Below are 17,373 nucleotides of genomic sequence, written 5' to 3'. Positions count from 1 at the left end.
TGCCCTGGAGTGATTATGTTCGACAAAGATCTCCTGCCGATGATTTACCAGATGAACACGACCGTCATGTGGATCGCGGTGACGGTCGGCATTCTGTTGTACATCATCGGATTCTTCGCCGGGGGGCGCATGACCAAAGGGCGCATTCTGCTGTGCACCCTCACGGTCACCACCATCGCGATTCTCGGCCTGCGGGTGCCCATGCTGGTGTTCGGCGTGATAAAGGATCAGTATCACCTCGTCACCCTGCCGGAAGCGGAGATCGAAAAATACCAGGCGAAAAAAAACCTCAAAGGGGCGGCACAAAAACCGGCGGGCACGGCGGCACAATCAGAAAGCGCCAGCAATGGCAGCGAAGAAGTCACGGAAATCCCTCTGAGTTTTCAAGTGCTCAGCCTGGTGCTGTATACCGCCTGGGTCGCCTTCCTGGTGGGGATGGGGATCTTTTTCTATGAAACGCTGATCGTCACCGCCGAGGAAATCGACAAGAAGTGAAGTGGTTGCACCGCTGGAGATGCACGCGTTGGTGCCGGTCACGACTTTGCGGACTTTTCTGACAGCCGCCCTCCTCTGCCTGCTGCCGGCAGCTCCCGCCCGCACGAACAACGGCCATCCTGCCGAGCAGGCATTCGTACGTCTGGTCTCCGCCGACAGCGCGCGGCGGTATGTGCGGGAGCTGGTGGCGTATGGGCCGCGCCAGGGTGGCACCTCTTCCAACCGGGCCGCCGCCGAATATGTGCAGCAAAAATTTCGCGCCTGGGGCCTGGCCAGCACCCTCATCACCGATCCCGGCAAGCTGGTTTATGAAGCGCAGCATTGGGAGCTGGCGCAGGTTTTTCCCGAGGCGAAAAGTTTTCTCAGACCCTGGCCTTACGGTTTTTCCCCAGCCGCCGCCGCACAGGAGGCGGAGGTCACGATGGCAAGCGGCGCCGCGGCACTGCGCGGCAAGGTGGTCCTCACCGACAAGCTGGTTTCGCGCCGGCAATATGAAGCATATGCCGGCGCCGGCGCGGTGGCCCTGCTCTCCGACGCCCCGGGACGGGAGGGCGATTTCACCGCCTGGGCCATGATCGGCACGCTGCCGGAGCGGCGCGACAATCCCATCCCGGTGTTTGCCATCAGCCGCAGTGACGGCAATCGCCTGCGGGCTTTGCTCGCGCAGGGCGTCATCCCGCGCGTGGCCTTTGCCCTGCAGAGCAAAATCTTTCACGGCCGGCCGCAGACCGTGATTGCCACCCTTGCCGGCGCGGTGCCGGAAAAACACTTCATCTATTGTGCCCACGGCGATTCGGATTCCGGCGGACCGGGTGCGGATGACAATGCCTCGGGTGTGGCGGTGGTCATGGAAACGGCGCGCGTGCTGCAAAGCCTGATCACGGAAAAAAAACTGCCGCCGCCGCGTCACACGATCGCATTCATCATCTGGGGCAGCGAGTATTTCTCCACGCGGGCCTATCTCGCGCAGCGGTCACACCAGCTCGAGCGCATTCTGGGAGTGATCAACTTCGACCAAACCGGCACCGGCACGCGGCAGCAGGCCATCTATTTCGAGGGCAATGACATTCCCTGGAACGAGGCGCTGCTGCGCACGCTCGACCGGATTGGCGGAGAGTATTGCGGCCGCCCCGGCTTCTGGCAGGCGTATACCACCAACCCGTCACAGGGTGGCACGGATGCCTATGTCTTCCTGCCGCCGCAATTTCACGGCACGTTGCAAGCGCCGCAGCACATTCCGGCCGTCACGATTTTTACCGCCGCCTGGGATCAGCCGGCGCGGCCTGAACAAACGCCGGGCTGGCACTCCTCCTGCTGGCCCGCACAGACGCCGCTCGAAATCGACTACTCGCGTTATTACCACAGCTCGGGCGACATTCCGGAATGGACCACCGATCGTGAACCTTGGCGCATGGCCTGGGCCGCACGCGCCGGCGGCCTGGCCTTGTTGCGCCTGTTGTGGTAGGAAAAACCTCGAACCCGGCCGGCGTGTGCTTCCGATTCTGCCAGCCTGATGTTCACCGCCACGCCGACGGCACGGGACGTTCAAGTACTCATCCAAAAAGCGGGTATCAGCCATGAAAAAGAATCTTGTCGCTTTCCTGCTCATCCTCCTGTGCGGTCTGGCGCATGCGCAGGGTGTGGACGTGTGGCCGCGTTACATGATCGACAAGCCCACCGCCGGCGTGCTGCGCAAGGGCGGTTTCGACCTGGGCCTGCGCTTCTATGGCAACAGCGGTGCGTTGCTCTCGCTCAATGTCGGCATCTCCGACCGTTTCATGTTCGGCGCCTCCTTCGGCGGCAACGACGCCCTGGGCGAAAAAAAACCGAGCTGGAATCCCGCACCCGGCGTGCTGATCAAGTACCAGCTTTTCACCGAGAGCATCAGCATGCCGGCCATCACCATTGGCTTCGAAAACCAGGGCTACGGGCCCTATCTGAAGGCCGACACGCTCGAACGCTACATCAACAAATCCCCCGGATTTTATGCCGTGGCCAGCAAGAGCTATGATTTTCTCGAACGCCTGGACTTTCACGGCGGCATCAACCTGTCGCTGGAAAACAAGGACAAGGATCGCGACCCCAATCTCTTCATGGGCGCGACGCTCGCCATCACCTCCCGGCTGGAAATCGTGGCGGAGTACGACGTCGCCTTCAATGACACGCCGGCAGAGCCGCGCCGCGATGTGCGCGACGGCGAGGGCATCATGAACACCGCCGTTCGTCTCAACATCAAGAACGTCATCTACCTCGAGCTCTTCTTGAAAGATCTCTTCAAAAATCAAACGAAAGCGGAAGACTATGTGCGTGAGTTCAAGATCACGTACTTCCAGTTCATTCTGTAACCGAGGTGCCTCATGGCGAAGTCAGGGAGTCGTCTCGCGCTGCCAATTGGCTGCCTGCTGTTGCTGACCAGTCTGGGCTGTTACACCGTGATCAAGCATCCCCGCCTTGCCGGCAGCGCTGAAGCGGCCGGCGGGGATCCCTCCGTGGCAGTCACCCTCGGCGAAGATTGCCACGCCTGCCATGCCGCCGGGTTCAGTGGCTTTCACGGCATTGCCGTGCCGCCGCCGCGGCCGGCGCCCTCCTGGCGCTGGCAATATTACTACGACACGCCCTGGTGGCAGTCTTATTATGCTCCTGCTGCTGCCGGCTCGGGCGATGAGGCAGAGGTGAGCAAGCGACCCTTCGACCGCCGCCGGCAGGCCACCCCCGAAGAGCCGGCACCGGCCGGACACACGCCCGCCGCCCAGCCGCTGCCACCGACGACCGTGGGCGCGGTGGCCCGCCCCTCTGGCAGGGATTCCGCCACCACGGTGTCCAAGCCCAAGGAAGACAGTGCCAAGCGCCGCGCCCGACGCGGCACCGTGCCCCCCAATAATTGAGCCGGAGTGAAAAGCGCGCGCCACAAGCCGCTCAAAACGGCCGGCAGCGAAGCGGCGGACAGGGCGTTTCCCTGCTGGCGCGCAAAAATGATGGCATTACAGCACAGGCGAGCAGGCACAAGTCATTTGCGCCTGCTCTTTTTTTGTGATGATCTCCGGGAGGAAAACAGCATGCCCAAGATTCTCAAGACGGTTCTGCGTGTGGCGCTTTTTCTGTTCGCCCTGCTGGTGGTGATCGCCTTTTTCAGCAGGCGGCTGATCGACAAATCCCTGCCGGCGCTCGCAGGCACCCAGGGCGTTGCCGGGTTGCGGCACCCCGTCACTGTTTACCGCGACGGCTACGGCGTCCCCCACCTCTTCGCGCAAAACGAGGAGGATTTGTGGCGCGCCGCCGGTTACGTCACGGCGCAGGATCGGCTGTGGCAAATGGATTTGACCCGCCGGACCGTGCGCGGCACGCTCGCAGAGATTTTCGGACCGGAGGCACTGCCCAAAGACAAGTTTCTCCGCACCTGGGGATTTCATCACATTGCCCGCCGCCTGACGCAACACATTTCACCGCAATCCCGCGCTGCACTCACGGCCTATGCCGCCGGCGTCAATGACTTCATCAACTCCCATCGTGACCGGCTGCCGGTGGAGTTCAGCATCCTGGGTTACAAACCCCAGCCCTGGGAAATCGAAGACAGCATCGGGCTGACCCGCCTCATGGCCTTTCAACTGTGCTACGCCTGGTTCTGTGAAGCCGCACTCGGCAAAATTGCGGAAGAGTTCGGCGATTCGCTGGCGCTCGAGCTGTTCCCCGCCGTGCGCGAGAATACGCCCGCCATCCTGCCGGCATCGCCGGGGCTGGCGACGCGCGTCGCGGATTTTCTGGAGCTGGCGCAGGCAACGCGCAATCAACCCGGCATGCCCGCCGGCGTGCTGGGCAGCAACAGTTGGGTCGTCGGGCCGCAGCGCAGCCGCAGCGGCAAACCGATTCTCGCCAATGATCCGCACCTGGGTCTGGCCCTGCCCTCGGTGTGGTATGAAATGCATCTGTCCGCCGGCGATTTTGATGTCGCTGGTGTGACCTTTCCGGGCGCGCCCGGCATCGTGCTGGGTAACAATCGTGCGATTGCCTGGGGCTTCACCAACGGCATGGTCGATGATCTCGATTTCTATTTCGAAAAGCTCAATCCGCAAAACCCCGAGGAATACTGGAACGGCCAGGCGTGGGAGAAGCTGATCATCCGGCGGGAACGCATCCCGGTGAAGGATGCCGATTCGGTGGACTTCGTGGTGCGGGCAACGCCGCGCGGTCCGCTGGTCAGCGAAATTCTCAGCGTGGTGCGTTTTGACACGCTGGCGCTCGCCATACGCTGGAGCGGCTTCGAAAATTCCGATGAATTGCGCACCATTCTCGGCTTCAATCGCGCGCGCTCCTGGAGTGAATTCCAGGCCGCGGCACGCCACTTTGCCGCGCCCTGTCAAAACGTGGTCTATGCCGACACCGCCGGCAACATCGGCTATTGGGCCTGTGGTGCGGTGCCCATCCGCCGCGACGGCAGGGGATACCTGCCCTATCGCGGCTGGGAAAAGGCGGGCGATTGGATTGGAACAATACCCTTCGAGCAGATGCCCCACGCCTTCAATCCGCCGCAACACTTTCTCGCCACTGCCAACAACCGCATGCAGGACCGGAACTATCCCTATTACCTCTCGGTCGGCTGGGAACCGTCCAGCCGCATCGAGCGCATCACCGAGCTGCTCGAGCAACACGCGCAAGTCGATACCGCCGTGTTTGCCGACATGCAGCAGGATCAGTTCTCAAAGCATGCGCAATACGTGCTGCCCAGGCTGCTGGCCCTGCTGGCGGACACGGCAGCAGGGGACTCCGGCGGCGGCTTCGACGCGGCGCCGACCGGCCTGGAGCAAAATGCCCTGCTGCTCCTGCGGGAATGGGACTACGTCGAACGCGTGGAAAGTGTGGCCGCGGCGATTTTCAACGTCTGGTCGCTGGAATTCCTGCGCGCCACCCTCCGCGATGAATTGGGCGACTCCCTGTTTCAGAGTTACACACAATGGTCGAACCTGGCGGTGCGCAGCCTCGAACACTTCGTGTCACACCCGGCCTCGCCCTGGTTCGATGACCGCAGAACGGAGCGGCGCGAGACCGCCCGGGAGATTGCGCGGCAGTCGCTGCATACGGCGCTGGCATTTCTGGAAAAGCATTTCGGCGGCATCATCGGTGATTGGGAATGGGGCCGGTTGCACCAGCTCACACTGGCTCACGTTTTCGGCCAGCGCCGGCCGCTGGATTATCTCTTCAACGTCGGCCCGATCCCGATCGGCGGCTCGGCAAACACCATCAGCAAGGCGGAATACCATCTTTCCAAACCTTATGCCGCCGTGATTGGGCCCTCGGTGCGCATGATCGTTGACATGGCGGCGCCCCAGGTGCGGCTGCAGGTCCTGCCCGGCGGCGCTTCGGGCCAGCCCCGCAGCCCGCATTATCAGGATCAAGTGAAACTGTGGCAGCAAGGCCGGTACAAACGCATCCTCCTCGATCGCACCCGGCTGGCGCAGGAATGCCGCAACGTCCTGGTGTTGCAGCCGGCCGCCGCGGACCGGTGAGGCCGGCCGCGCTTGTTACTGTCCGTCCGGTGTCCCACCATGTTGCCGCTCCGGCTGAGGTGGAGTGCCTGCGACGGTGGGCATCATGAAACGCCGCGCCTTGCCAGCCGGATTTTCACCGAAACACCGGCCTGGCGCATCGGCAGCAGTCCAACAAGCAGGCCCGTGCCGGCAAAACAGAGCCTCCCGCAAAACCCAAACGGCACTCTCCACAAACCGAAAAAAACATGCTGGCCTTTGCCCTCAATGCCTTCGTTGCCGTGCTGGTGATCACCGACCCGCTCGGCAACGTCCCGATTTTCGCGAGTCTGCTGAATGACTACCGCCCGGAGCAGCGGCATGCCATCATCCGCCGCGCCTGCCTGGTGGGCGTGTTGATTCTCACCCTCTTCGCGCTCATGGGCGGTTTTATTTTGAAAATGTTCGGCATCACCATCGGCGCGTTTCGCATCGCCGGCGGCCTGATTCTGTTCGGCATTGCGATGAACATGCTGGCAGCACAAAAATCGCGCGTGCACTTCACCCCCAGCGAGCAGGAGGAAGCGCATGTCAAGGATGACATCGCGATCGTGCCGCTCGCCATCCCGCTCATCAGCGGCCCGGGTGCCATCGCCACCGTGATGACGCTCACCACCCAGGCGCAGCATTTCGCCCACCTCGCCATCATCATCGCAGCCATCCTGTTTGCCGGCACACTGTCCTATGTGATCTATCACTATGCCGGTGCGCTGCTGCTCAAAATGGGCGAAACCGGCATCAACCTCATGACGCGGCTGCTCGGTTTGATCCTCGCGGTGATGGCGGTGCAATTCGTGATCAATGGCGTGAAAGATTCGTTCCCCGAGATATTTGGGAAGTAATGTCGTTCTCCCGGCAGTTCAACCCCGGCGGTGCCGGGGTTTCCCGAGGCCGGAGAACCCCGGGGAAGTGTGAGGGAATGAATGCCGCGGGGTCGGGCCGCCGCCGGCGCACTTTTGTCAAACCGGAACTTTGCCTGCCGGCTTGCTGCTGCCCGGAATAAATGGCGTGTTCACAAAACTCCGCCGGTCACAGTCAGACAAAACTTTTTTTCGAATGTAGAACAGCCCTGATTGCGAAATTCGCCCGTTTGCCGAAGGCGTCACGTCTTTTCTCCCATGAAAACAGCTCCAACCATTTCCGAGGGAGTTCTGCTTTCGTGGACGGATTGTTTGTGTTTGATGTCGAGGGCGACTCATCCTTTCGCTCATGAATATGAAATCCCACGAAATGGCTTCCTCCGTGGGACTTCGTTTTCGTGGGCGGATTTTGGGTTTTGATCTTCACATCGAGGGTGGAATCTCTGTCTTGCTATAAACATGAGGTCCCGGGTGGAACTGCCGTTTGTCCTCCTTCTCATCTCGAGGCCGTGCCCAAAACAGCCCCGGCGGAGCGATCGGTTTGGAGTGGCGCCTCCTTCTGGAGTGGACCGCATGTCGGCCTGTTTTCCCGAAGAGTTGGCAGCATTGGGCTGGGAGGTCTGCGCCACGCCACATGTTACGGCGGGATTACCAGGAATGCTCTTCTTTCGCAACTCGATTGCAGCCTGGCGGCCCGCGGCCGGCGCAGGTGGCCGCCCGGCCGCGCCCCGGCGCCCGGAAGTTTTGGGTGCAGCAACGGGAGCTTGACAAGTATGAACAGAGCGGAGCCCGATCCATGAAACCAGCGGTTGCGCACATCACGGAATCGTTCACCGAATCGGTAATTCGCGAAATGACGCGCCTGACGCTGCAGTACGGCGGGGTCAATCTTTCCCAGGGTTTCCCCGATTTTCCCGCACCCGCGGCGGTGAAAGAGGCTGCCGTCGCAGCCATTCGCGCGGACATCAATCAATACGCCATCACCTGGGGCGCCCAGCGGCTGCGCGAGGCCATCGCGGCGAAAGCCGCGCGCTACAACCACCTGCAGGTTGAGCCGGCCAAAAATGTGACTGTCACCTGCGGTTCGACGGAAGCCATGATCGCGACGCTGCTGGCCTTGATCAATCCGGGCGATGAAGTGATCATCTTCGAACCCTTCTATGAGAATTACGGCCCGGACACCCTGCTCGCGGCCGCACGGCCGCGCTTTGTCAAACTGCATCCGCCGGATTGGCACTTCGATGAGAACGAGCTGCGCCAGGCCTTCAACCGGCACACCCGCGCCATCATCATCAACACGCCCAACAATCCCACCGGCAAGGTTTTCTCGCGCCAGGAGCTGGAATGCATTGCCAGTCTTTGCCAAACCTGGGAGGCATTCGCCATCACCGATGAAATCTACGAACACATTCTGTTCGATGGCGCCACCCATCTCAGCATCGCCAGCCTGGAGGGCATGGCCGGGCGCACGATCACCATCAATGCCATTTCCAAAACCTACAGTTTGACCGGCTGGCGGGTGGGATGGGCGATTGCTCCGGAACGGCAGACCACTGCGATTCGCAAAGTGCATGACTTTCTCACCGTCGGTGCGGCGGCGCCCCTGCAGGAAGCTGCCGCGGTCGCGCTGCAACTCGCGGACGACTACTACCGCAACCTGGCGGCGCTGTATCAACAGAAACGTGACCGGTTGCTGGGCATTCTGCAGGCTGCCGGTTTCGACTGCTGGATTCCCCGGGGCGCCTATTACATCATGGCAGACGCCGGCAGGCTGATGCAAAAAACCGGTCACCGCAACGACAATGAATTCGCGCGCTGGTTGATTCGTGAGATCGGCGTGGCCGCGGTGCCGGGCTCGAGCTTCTATCAAAACCCGGCGGACGGCCGCTCGCTGCTGCGGTTTTGTTTCTGCAAAAGGGAGGAAACCCTGGCGGCTGCCGAAGAGCGTCTACGCCGGCTGCCTGCCTGAGACAACTGCCGTTTGCTTTCCGCAAAAAGCGAAACCCTGTGCGGTTCCGCTCACCGGCACGGGGTTTCGCTTTTTGTCGCGTTGCCGAGCGGGGAGGTCAGCGTTTGTTTCTCTGTCCTCTGCCCCGGTTTTGCGGTGCGGCTTTGCCGCTGTTTTCCGCCGGCACGGCATCATACAACAAATAGCGTGCGCGCCTGGCGCGATATTCCTTGAGCGCCGGTTCCCAGGAGAGATAAATCGTGGCGGGCGAATCACCACGCAGCAGGCGCAGCCGCACCGAGTCGGTGCCCATGGCTTGATCGAAACTTTTCACGCGCGCGGGATTGAAGAGGTTCTGCTCGGGATACAGCTTGTGCAGGGTGGCCAGGAGGTAGAGCTGGGTCAGCATCGGCCGGAAGATTTGCGGTGCCACAATGTGGAGCTGCACACCGGAGAGCGGCAGGTCTTTATGGCCGAAATAATAGGGGCGGTAATGCAACGGCCGAAAGAGCACGCCCGGCAGCTTCTCGGCGTTCAACGCAGCCGCCAGTTTGTAGCCGTCGATCCAGGTGTGACCAATCACTTCGAAGGGCAGGGTGTAGCCGACCCCTTCATTCACGGCGGACAACTCCCCCATGCAGCCGGTGGCGGCGATGTGATACACTGTTTGTGCATGCGGCACATGCGGCGAGGTTGGCACCCAGGGCAGCCCGGTTTCTGCGAAGGTCATGTACCGCCGCCAGCCGCGCATCGGCACCACCGTGAGTTGCGTGCCGAAGTGAAACTCCTGATTGAAATACTGCGCCAGCTCGCCAACCGTCAGGCCGTAGATGTAGGGAATCGGATAAAGGCCGATGAAGGATTTGAAATTTTCATCCAAAACCGGGCCTTCGATCAGTTCCCCGCCGAGCGGGTTGGGGCGGTCGAGCACGAGGAACGGAATGCCCTGCCTGGCTGCGGCCTGCATGGCGAGCGCCATGGTGTAGATGTAGGTGTAGGCGCGCGAGCCGATGTCCTGAATGTCGTAAATGAGCACATCGACATTTCTGAGCATCTCCGGGGTTGGCGCGCGGTTTTTGCCGTAGAGCGAATAGACCGGCACACCGGTGCGGGTGTCGATGGTGTCGGCGACATATTCACCCGCGAAGATGTCGCCGCGCACGCCGTGTTCCGGCCCGAACAGGGCGACAAGCGTCACCCCCGGTTGTGCGTTCAGTGCATCGATGGTCGAAACGAGTTGTGAAGTCACCCCGGTGGGGTTGGTGATCAAGCCCACCCGTTTGCCCCTGATCAGGTCGAGCTGTTCGGTCAACAAGACTTCGATGCCCGGTTTGACCTGGGCCTGCAGAAGCAGGGGCAGGAGAAGTGGCAGAAGTTTCGACTGCAACGGGCCAAAGCGCGGATGGCGGTGCATGTCAGTTCCAGGGATGAAGGTGGTGCGGGCGAACAGCGTGCTGCACGCCTGCGACGCCGGCCCGGCCTCACGGGACGTGCCTGCACCGGCGGTGTCCGCCCGGTGGTGTGATGCTTGCGGGGGATTGTGTTTTAGAATTTCTTGCGGTAGCGCCAGAACACGCGGGTGATCTTGGCACCGGCATGGTGCAGGTAAAAAGCATAAGGCCCCACCCATGGGATGATGGCGCGGCGATGCCCCTGCGCCTTGATATCGGCGAGGCAGCGCCGCAACAGCACGCCACCCAGGTTTCTGCCGCGATAATCCGGGTCGGTGCCCATCGGGCCGAACCAGCCGGTGTTTTGGTTGTTGCCGTCATGGGCGGAAAAGGCGGCGACTTTCTTTTGATGCAGCGCGAGATGCAGGCTGATGGGATAGTTGGAAAGCGCGCGTTCCACTTCGGGAATCCACGCGGGCCAGTGCCGGGAGAGCAGCGCCATGACATCGTCCCAATCGGCCATCAGCGCCCGGCGGATTTCGAAGCCGTCGGCGCACAACCGTTCCTCCTCGGCTTTGGTATCGAAGCTGCGGGCGGTCAAATCGACTTCCATGTTGGCCGTGTCGCCGAAGCGCTCATAGCCCTGGCGCTCGAAGAAGACCAGGGTTTCGGTGTAGCGCGGGTCGATGCCGGGGACAAGATAGTTGGGATTGCTGTCGAACACGCGAATAGTCTGCACTCCGGCGGCACGCAGTTGTTGTTCAATGACCTGCAACATCGCCCGGCCCACCCCCCGCCGCCGCATGCCGGGGTCGACCGCCAGCAGCTTGATGAAGCCCGTAGCCTCCCTGCCTGCCTGGCGCTTTACGCCCATGATCAGGCCGACCGGCCGGTGGTCCTGCTCGGCCAGCAACACCAGGTTCGGGTCATAGTCCGGGTCCGCGGAAATTTTTTCATCGAGCAACTCGGGTGTCATCTGGTCGAACTGGGCGCTGCGGTTCCACAGGGCGAGCGCGGCTTCCAGGTCAGACTCGTGCAGCGGCCGGAGGTTCATGGACATTCGTTCTCACAGGGTTCAATGCAGGCGCTCATGGAGCCTTTGCAGTGGGGAATGCGCCAGTCGGCGCCATAGGCGTGAATTTGATCGCGCTTGAGCTCGGCGCGCTCGAGGGTGGTGGTGTCAACAATCACACGGCCGGCGGCATCGACTTCGCATGCCAGCAGGAAGGCCTGCTCCCGGCTGTAATGGAAAAGCTGCATCAGCATTTCGATGACGTAGTCATAGGTGTGTTCGTCATCATCCAGCAGAATGACATGATAGCGGGGGATGAGCCGGGGGTGTGCCTGCGCATGTTGTTGGTGTTTGCGTGTCGGGCTGATGACTTCCATAAAAAGAAAAAAGCATAATTCCGCGTTGCGGAACTACGCTCCTGGTTGTGGGAAGAATCGGACGTTACCGCTCGCTGCGGCGTTCCTTTTTGAGGGCATTGATTTCGTCGCGCAGGCGGGCGGCGTCTTCATAGCGTTCATCCTCGATCGCTTTTTGCAGATCTTCGGTCAACCGTTCCATGCGATCCATCGGCCGCTGTTCTTCGACGCGCTCGGTGTCCGTGTCGGAGACCGAGGCTTTTTTCATCACTTCATCGGAGACGAAGATGGGAGCCTGGGTGCGCAGGGCCAGGGCGATGGCATCGCTGGGCCGGGCATCCACCTCCACGTGCTGGCCGTTGAGTTTGACGCCGATGATGGCGTAGTAGGTGTTTTCGCGCAGATCATTGATAACCACCCGCGACACGCGCGCCTCGATGGAATCCAGCAGGCTTTTCATCAGGTCGTGCGTCAGCGGGCGCGGCGGAATGATGTTTTCCATTTGCAGGGCAATCGCCTGGGCTTCCGAGGAGCCGACCACGATCGGCAGCCAACGGCTGTGCACGTCATCTTTGAGAATGACGACAAATCGATTGGCGGTCGTATCCAGCGTCACGCGGTCAACTCGAACGGATATCAACATGCGACTGAACCTTTTGAGCCGTGCAGGAAAGTGTTACAACGGTGACATGAAGAGCGAAGAACAACTGCGCTGCGGGCAGTACTGCGTCGTGCCAGCGACGGCGCAATAATAGAAAAATAAACGAAAACTGTCAAGCGAAATAACGGCGGGGTTGGCCGCAAAAAAACGGCGAAATGCGCCGGCAGCGGCCAAAACCGGAGCGCAACACCGTCGGCCACCGTGCCCTGCCCCCATCTTTGTCCCACCGCCTCCTGCCCGCCACGGCCCGGTACGCGACCGCACCCGGTTGCAGCGGCTTGCCCTGCCGCACCCGGGGCGACCGCGCGTCCATGCCCAGCCCGCTTGGCATGTGTCCTCCCCCGTCATGTCAGGCAGACCAATCTTTGGAGGCCGCTGTGGCGTGGCCGAATTTCCACGGTGGTCGGGCAGAAAGAAATGAGGCGTGACTGTACTGGCTGAAGTCACGGATCACCCGTTCAGAGATTCCTGCGCAGAAACTCCGTCATCAGGTTGTAGAGATGCACCTGGGTGTCGCGGCCGCTGATGCCGTGATCTTTGCGCGGATAGATCATGAGCTCGAACGGCTTGCGCGCGTCCTGCAGGGCCATCGCCAGTTGCAGGGTATTGGCGAGATGAACGTTGTCATCATTGGCGCCGTGCACCAGCAGCAACTTGCCCGTGAGATTGCCGGCATATTTTAGCGGCGCGCTGCGTTCATAGCCTTCGGGATTCTGCGCCGGGGTGAGCATGTAACGCTCGGTGTAGATCGTGTCGTAGTTGCGCCAGTCGGTGACCGGAGCCACGCTCACCGCCGCCTTGAACACTTCGTTGCCTTTCAGCAGGCAAAAGGCCGACATGTAGCCGCCATAGCTCCAGCCCCAAATGCCGATGCGGCTGGCATCGACGTAGGGCTGTTGCGCCAAATACCGGGCCGCTTCGATCTGATCGGTGGTCTCCAGCTCGCCGAGATTTTTGTAGGTTTGCATCATAAAGTGCTTGCCGCGGCCGCCGGTACCGCGATTATCGACCGAGACCACCAGGTAGCCCAGTTGTGCCATCATTTGATGCCAGTAGCCGCGGCTGCCGCCCCAGCGATTCACCACGGTCTGTGCGCCCGGGCCGCCATAGACGTACATGAGCACCGGATATTTGCGGGAGGGATCGAAATCCGGCGGCTTGATCATCCAGTAATGCAGCGTGACGTTGGAGGCAGTGGTGAGCGTGCCGAACTCGACCGGCGAGAAGCGATAGTCCCGCCGTGCCGGAATCTCATTGGCTTCGATCACCTCGACCAGGCTGCCGTCGCTTTTGTGCAGCAGCACCTGCGTGGGCGTGTTGACATTGGAAAAATGGTCAAGATAGTAGCCTGCCGTGGGCGACAGATTGATGACATGCCAGCCCTCACGAGTGGTAAGTCGCTGCAGGCCGGTGCCGTCCCATTTGATGCGGTAGAGATGGGACTCCAGATGGCTCTTTTCCGTGGCGCTGAAATAGACCATCTTGTTCTTTTCATCCACGCCTTCAAGCTTGGTGACGCCCCATGCCCCGCGCGTCAGTTGGCGCACCACGCGGCCGTTCATGTCATACAGATAAAAATGCGGCCAGCCGTCGCGCCACGACAGCCACAGCAATTGCCTGCCGCCGGCCAGAAACTGCCAGTCATCATGAATATCGATCCAGCCATTGTCCTCCTTCTCTTCGAACAAAAGCCGGGTGTTGCCGGTCGCAATGTCGGCAATCAAAAATTCCAGATGATTTTGCCGGCGATTCAGGCGCAACACCGCCAGTTCCCTGCCGCCTGGCAGCCATTTGATGCGCGGGATGTAGATGTCCGTTTCCGCGCCCAGGTCGATCCAGCGTGTCCCGCCGTTGCTGCCATCCGCCGCCACCACGCCGATTTTGACCAGCGAATTCCGGTCACCCGCTTTGGGATAACGCATCGGTTCATCGACGTTGTGCACCGGAATGAAATCGACCAGCGGGAAGACGTTGACCTCGCGCTCGTCGAGCTGGTAGTAGGCGAGATGACGGCTGTCCGGCGACCAGAAAAAACCGGTGCGAATACTGAACTCTTCTTCATAGACCCAGTCGAAGCGGCCCACGAGAATGTGCTCCTCCCCCGCGGTGGTGAGCTGCCGCACGCTGCCGCTGGCCAGATCCTGCACCATCAGGTTGTGATTTTTGAGATAGGCTATCTGCCGGCTGTCCGGCGAGAATTGCGGATCACGCTCCTCTGCCTCGTCGGTGGTGAGCCGCCGGGTGCTGCCTGACGCCAGGTCGTAAAGGTAGAGATCATTGTTCGAAGGCAGCAGGAGGCTCTTCCCGTCCGGCGACCAGAAGTAATTGCCCAGCACGAAGCGCTTCTCGTGCCTCTCTTCCGCCAGCACACTCACTTTTTTGGAATCGAGCAAGAGGCTTTTTTGTTTGCTGGCGGCGCTATAGCGCCAGAGGTTGAGCGTGCCATCTTCGCCGCGCCGCAGATGGGTGAAGGCCCTGCCATCCGGCGTCCATTGCACGGCGCTGGGCAGGGTGCCCGCCAGCTCGCGACTGCCGAAAATGGTTTCCACCGTGAGTTGTTTTTGTGCTGGACTGACGGCCGGCAACAGACCAACAGCCAGGATGATCACCGGCCAGACGACGCTTCGCTTCGCGTGCAACACATGAGCCTCCTTCATTCTGAGGTACAGGACAAAAAACATTTCAACTTTTACACCACCCCGCTGTTACCGCGGTGCGTTGCCCGCCGGTGGAGGGGAGGAAGCTGCCGGCGCGGACAGCAGCTTGTCATCCTGAACAATGACCTGCAGGAATTCCATGACTTCCCGTTGATACAAATCCGGGTTTGTGCGATAAGCCGCACCGTGGCGTGCGCCAGGCACGATGACCAGCTTCTTGTGCCGGCTCGGCGCGCCGGCGTAGAGCTGCTGCTGCACCGGCAGAGGCATGCGGTCATCCGCGCTGCCGGCAACAAACAGCAGCGGCCGGTCGCCGATCTGCCGGAGTGCCTGGCGCATGTCGAAGGCCTCGCTGCGGAAGCCAATCCGCCAGCGGGTAAACAGAATCACGGCATCGGCAATCGGAAAGCGGGGCAAGCCGAAAAACAACCGTGCATGATGGGCGATGGTATTGTCGAACGACAAAAAGCTGCTGTCGAGAATCAGGCCGGTGATTTCCGGGGACTCGGCGGCGGCCAGCATGGCGGCCGCGGTTCCCATCGACACGGCAAAGGTGACGATCGGTTGCGCAAGCCGCAAACTGTCGCGAATGAAATGCACCGCACCCAACACGTCCAGGCGCTCCAAGTAGCCCAGGCTCGACAATGCGCCGCCGCTGTCGCCGTGCCGCCGGAAGTCCAGCACCAGTCCGGCATACCCGTGTCGCCTGAAGGCGCTGGCGCGTTCCACCATTTCCAGTTTCGAGCGAAACAAGCCGTGACAATAGATGATCACCACCGGCGAAGAATCCGCCGGCAGCCACCAGGCGGACAGCGGCGTGCCGTCACTGGCGTGAAATTTCACGGTTTGATACGCGACGCCGTAATCTTGGGGAGTGGCCACCACCTCGTATTTCAACGGCCGGGATTTGGCATGGGTGAGCAGCCACGACAAAGTGTAAGGGATCACCAGGAAAACCGACACCAGCACGAGGAGACCCAGTGCGATCAATGTGCGCCGCAACCCGCGCCGCCAGCGCGAACCGAGTTTAGTGGGGGAGGAGGCAGATGTCGGCATGATTCCGAGCTGTTGATCAGCTTTTTCCCTGTCACGCACGTTTCCAGCCGGTATGCGATTGTGCGCGCAGCGAGAGGCGCGCCGCCGCGATCAATGCCAGGGCACTGCTGCCCGCCGCCGCAAAGCAAATGGCGCGGAAGCCAAAGGCCTGATACAGCACCCCCCCCGCCGCGGCACTCGCGGCAATCGCGAGCTGCGAAGTGAAGTTGCGCAGCGCCAGGAAAGCGCCGCGCTCCTGCACCGGCACCACCTCGGTCGACAAGGCCTGGAAGGGACCCTCACGCACAGCCAGCAGCATGCCACCCGCGGCACAGAGCAGATAAAGCTGCACCAGTGTGGTGACATGGGCGAGCAGCGGCAATACCACCACCAGCATGGCGCTGCTGAGAATGATGACACGGCGTTTGCCAAAGCGGTCGGCCCACCACCCGCCCGTCAAGGCGGTGATCGTGGCAGCCAGACCCGTCAGCAGAAACACCAGACCAATTTCGGCGGTGGACATCCCAAAGCGGGCGCTGAGCCACACGCCGAGATAAGTCAGCAGCAGGGAAGTGGTGGCTGACACAGCCAGGGCGAGCAACAGCCCCTGACGTGTGCGGGGCGCGCGCCAGTAGTGGGAATAGGCTCTGATCTGGCCGGTCACCACCGGCAGCAGTCGCCAATCATTGGCCCCCTCCGCCTGTGCAGTCGCAGCCTGTGCGCGCGGGGTTTTTATTGCCCGCAGCGCGAACAGGCAGACCGTTAAAGCGCCGGCAGCGCCTGCCAGGACGAGATAAAGCGCGCGCCATCCCCAACTGCCGGCGAGCAGGGCGCCTGCGGGCACACCGACCACCGCCGCGGCAAAATACATTGCACCAATCCAGCCCATCGCGCGGCCACGGGATTCGTAGGGAAAAGAGTCGGCCATTTGGGCGATGACGGCTGCGGAAATTACACCGCCAGCCAGGCCGGCAAGCAGACGCGCGGCCAGGTAAAATGGAAAAGCGGGCGCCAGCCAGGCGCCTGCGGCGGCCAGGGTGAAAAGCAGCGCGGCCCAGCGCAGGAAGGGCAAACGGCCAAAATAATCGCTGAGCGGCCCGATGACCAGCGCGCAAGCCGAGGCCGCTGCCGCATAAACCGTGACCGCGATGCCCATGGCGGCAATCGTGGTCTGAAAACTCACTGCCAGCCCCGGCAAAATCGGGGAGAGAATTTGGACATCAAGCAGGCCGAGAAAGAGCAGGAGCAGAAGCGCGATGATCACGCCGCGGGCGGCGCCGGGCTGGCCGGCCGGAGGCGGAGGGCCATCTGCAGCGGCCGGGGCCGTGGTGAGAGCAGGCGCGCGCCTGCTGTTCTGCGGTGTGATCATGAAGTATGCCGGGCATCGTGCTCGGGTGCCGGAAAAAAACAGGTCACACTCGAGGACGATTCCGGTATCA

At 61.5% G+C, this 17,373-nt stretch carries 14 protein-coding genes; 7 read left to right on the top strand and 7 right to left on the bottom strand.

Translation table 11 applies throughout. From position 1 onward, the window contains the following. The first annotated feature begins 15 nt into the window (after nucleotides 1-15). The 7 genes from ONB52_12180 to ONB52_12150 all read left to right on the top strand — a co-directional run bounded on the left by ONB52_12180 (nucleotide 16) and on the right by ONB52_12150 (nucleotide 8,843). The gene (locus ONB52_12180; protein ID MDZ7416898.1) at nucleotides 16-495 is read left to right on the top strand and encodes a hypothetical protein; all 480 of its coding nucleotides are present in this window, start codon (nucleotides 16-18) and stop codon (nucleotides 493-495) included. Between the two features lies 1 nt (nucleotide 496). Continuing rightward, nucleotides 497-1,960: a M28 family peptidase gene (locus ONB52_12175; protein ID MDZ7416897.1), complete on the top strand. Its 1,464-nt coding sequence runs from the start codon at nucleotides 497-499 to the stop codon at nucleotides 1,958-1,960. A 112-nt stretch (nucleotides 1,961-2,072) separates the two neighbouring features. Beyond that, on the top strand, nucleotides 2,073-2,840 hold the full coding sequence (locus ONB52_12170; protein MDZ7416896.1) for a YjbH domain-containing protein: 768 nt from the start codon (nucleotides 2,073-2,075) through the stop codon (nucleotides 2,838-2,840). Between the two features lie 12 nt (nucleotides 2,841-2,852). After that, nucleotides 2,853-3,380 carry a hypothetical protein gene (locus ONB52_12165; GenBank protein ID MDZ7416895.1) on the top strand — a complete coding sequence of 176 codons (528 nt, stop codon included), beginning with the start codon at nucleotides 2,853-2,855 and terminating at the stop codon, nucleotides 3,378-3,380. A gap of 171 nt (nucleotides 3,381-3,551) precedes the next feature. Next, nucleotides 3,552-5,996 carry a penicillin acylase family protein gene (locus ONB52_12160; GenBank protein MDZ7416894.1) on the top strand — a complete coding sequence of 815 codons (2,445 nt, stop codon included), beginning with the start codon at nucleotides 3,552-3,554 and terminating at the stop codon, nucleotides 5,994-5,996. 227 nt (nucleotides 5,997-6,223) lie between these two features. Then, nucleotides 6,224-6,856 carry a MarC family protein gene (locus tag ONB52_12155; protein MDZ7416893.1) on the top strand — a complete coding sequence of 211 codons (633 nt, stop codon included), beginning with the start codon at nucleotides 6,224-6,226 and terminating at the stop codon, nucleotides 6,854-6,856. Between the two features lie 814 nt (nucleotides 6,857-7,670). Further along, nucleotides 7,671-8,843 (top strand): aminotransferase class I/II-fold pyridoxal phosphate-dependent enzyme, encoded by a 1,173-nt coding sequence (locus ONB52_12150; GenBank protein ID MDZ7416892.1) that lies wholly within the window; start codon nucleotides 7,671-7,673, stop codon nucleotides 8,841-8,843. A 97-nt stretch (nucleotides 8,844-8,940) separates the two neighbouring features. Here ONB52_12150 and ONB52_12145 read toward each other — a convergent pair whose 3' ends face one another. From ONB52_12145 to ONB52_12115, 7 genes are all read right to left on the bottom strand, one after another. Beyond that, nucleotides 8,941-10,236, bottom strand: coding sequence for a DUF1343 domain-containing protein (locus ONB52_12145; GenBank protein MDZ7416891.1), 1,296 nt, complete (start codon nucleotides 10,234-10,236; stop codon nucleotides 8,941-8,943). Nucleotides 10,237-10,367: 131 nt separating this feature from the next. After that, nucleotides 10,368-11,273 carry a GNAT family N-acetyltransferase gene (locus tag ONB52_12140; protein MDZ7416890.1) on the bottom strand — a complete coding sequence of 302 codons (906 nt, stop codon included), beginning with the start codon at nucleotides 11,271-11,273 and terminating at the stop codon, nucleotides 10,368-10,370. Further along, nucleotides 11,264-11,602 carry an ATP-dependent Clp protease adaptor ClpS gene (locus ONB52_12135; protein ID MDZ7416889.1) on the bottom strand — a complete coding sequence of 113 codons (339 nt, stop codon included), beginning with the start codon at nucleotides 11,600-11,602 and terminating at the stop codon, nucleotides 11,264-11,266. The genes ONB52_12140 and ONB52_12135 overlap by 10 nt, the downstream gene beginning before the upstream one ends. 64 nt (nucleotides 11,603-11,666) lie before the next feature. Further along, entirely contained in the window at nucleotides 11,667-12,224 is a 558-nt protein-coding gene (locus tag ONB52_12130; GenBank protein MDZ7416888.1) for a DUF151 domain-containing protein, read from the bottom strand. Between the two features lie 476 nt (nucleotides 12,225-12,700). After that, nucleotides 12,701-14,881 carry a DPP IV N-terminal domain-containing protein gene (locus tag ONB52_12125; GenBank protein ID MDZ7416887.1) on the bottom strand — a complete coding sequence of 727 codons (2,181 nt, stop codon included), beginning with the start codon at nucleotides 14,879-14,881 and terminating at the stop codon, nucleotides 12,701-12,703. Nucleotides 14,882-14,947: 66 nt separating this feature from the next. Continuing rightward, on the bottom strand, nucleotides 14,948-15,955 hold the full coding sequence (locus ONB52_12120; GenBank protein ID MDZ7416886.1) for an alpha/beta hydrolase: 1,008 nt from the start codon (nucleotides 15,953-15,955) through the stop codon (nucleotides 14,948-14,950). A 31-nt stretch (nucleotides 15,956-15,986) separates the two neighbouring features. Continuing rightward, nucleotides 15,987-17,303: an MFS transporter gene (locus ONB52_12115; GenBank protein ID MDZ7416885.1), complete on the bottom strand. Its 1,317-nt coding sequence runs from the start codon at nucleotides 17,301-17,303 to the stop codon at nucleotides 15,987-15,989. Nucleotides 17,304-17,373: the final 70 nt, after the last annotated feature.

It is taken from the genome of candidate division KSB1 bacterium, assembly GCA_034506255.1.
GTDB classification, from domain to species: Bacteria; Zhuqueibacterota; Zhuqueibacteria; order Zhuqueibacterales; family Zhuqueibacteraceae; genus Coneutiohabitans; species Coneutiohabitans thermophilus.
The sequence above is the reverse complement of the archived record's forward strand: the minus strand, read 5'-3'. Positions and strand labels throughout refer to the sequence as shown.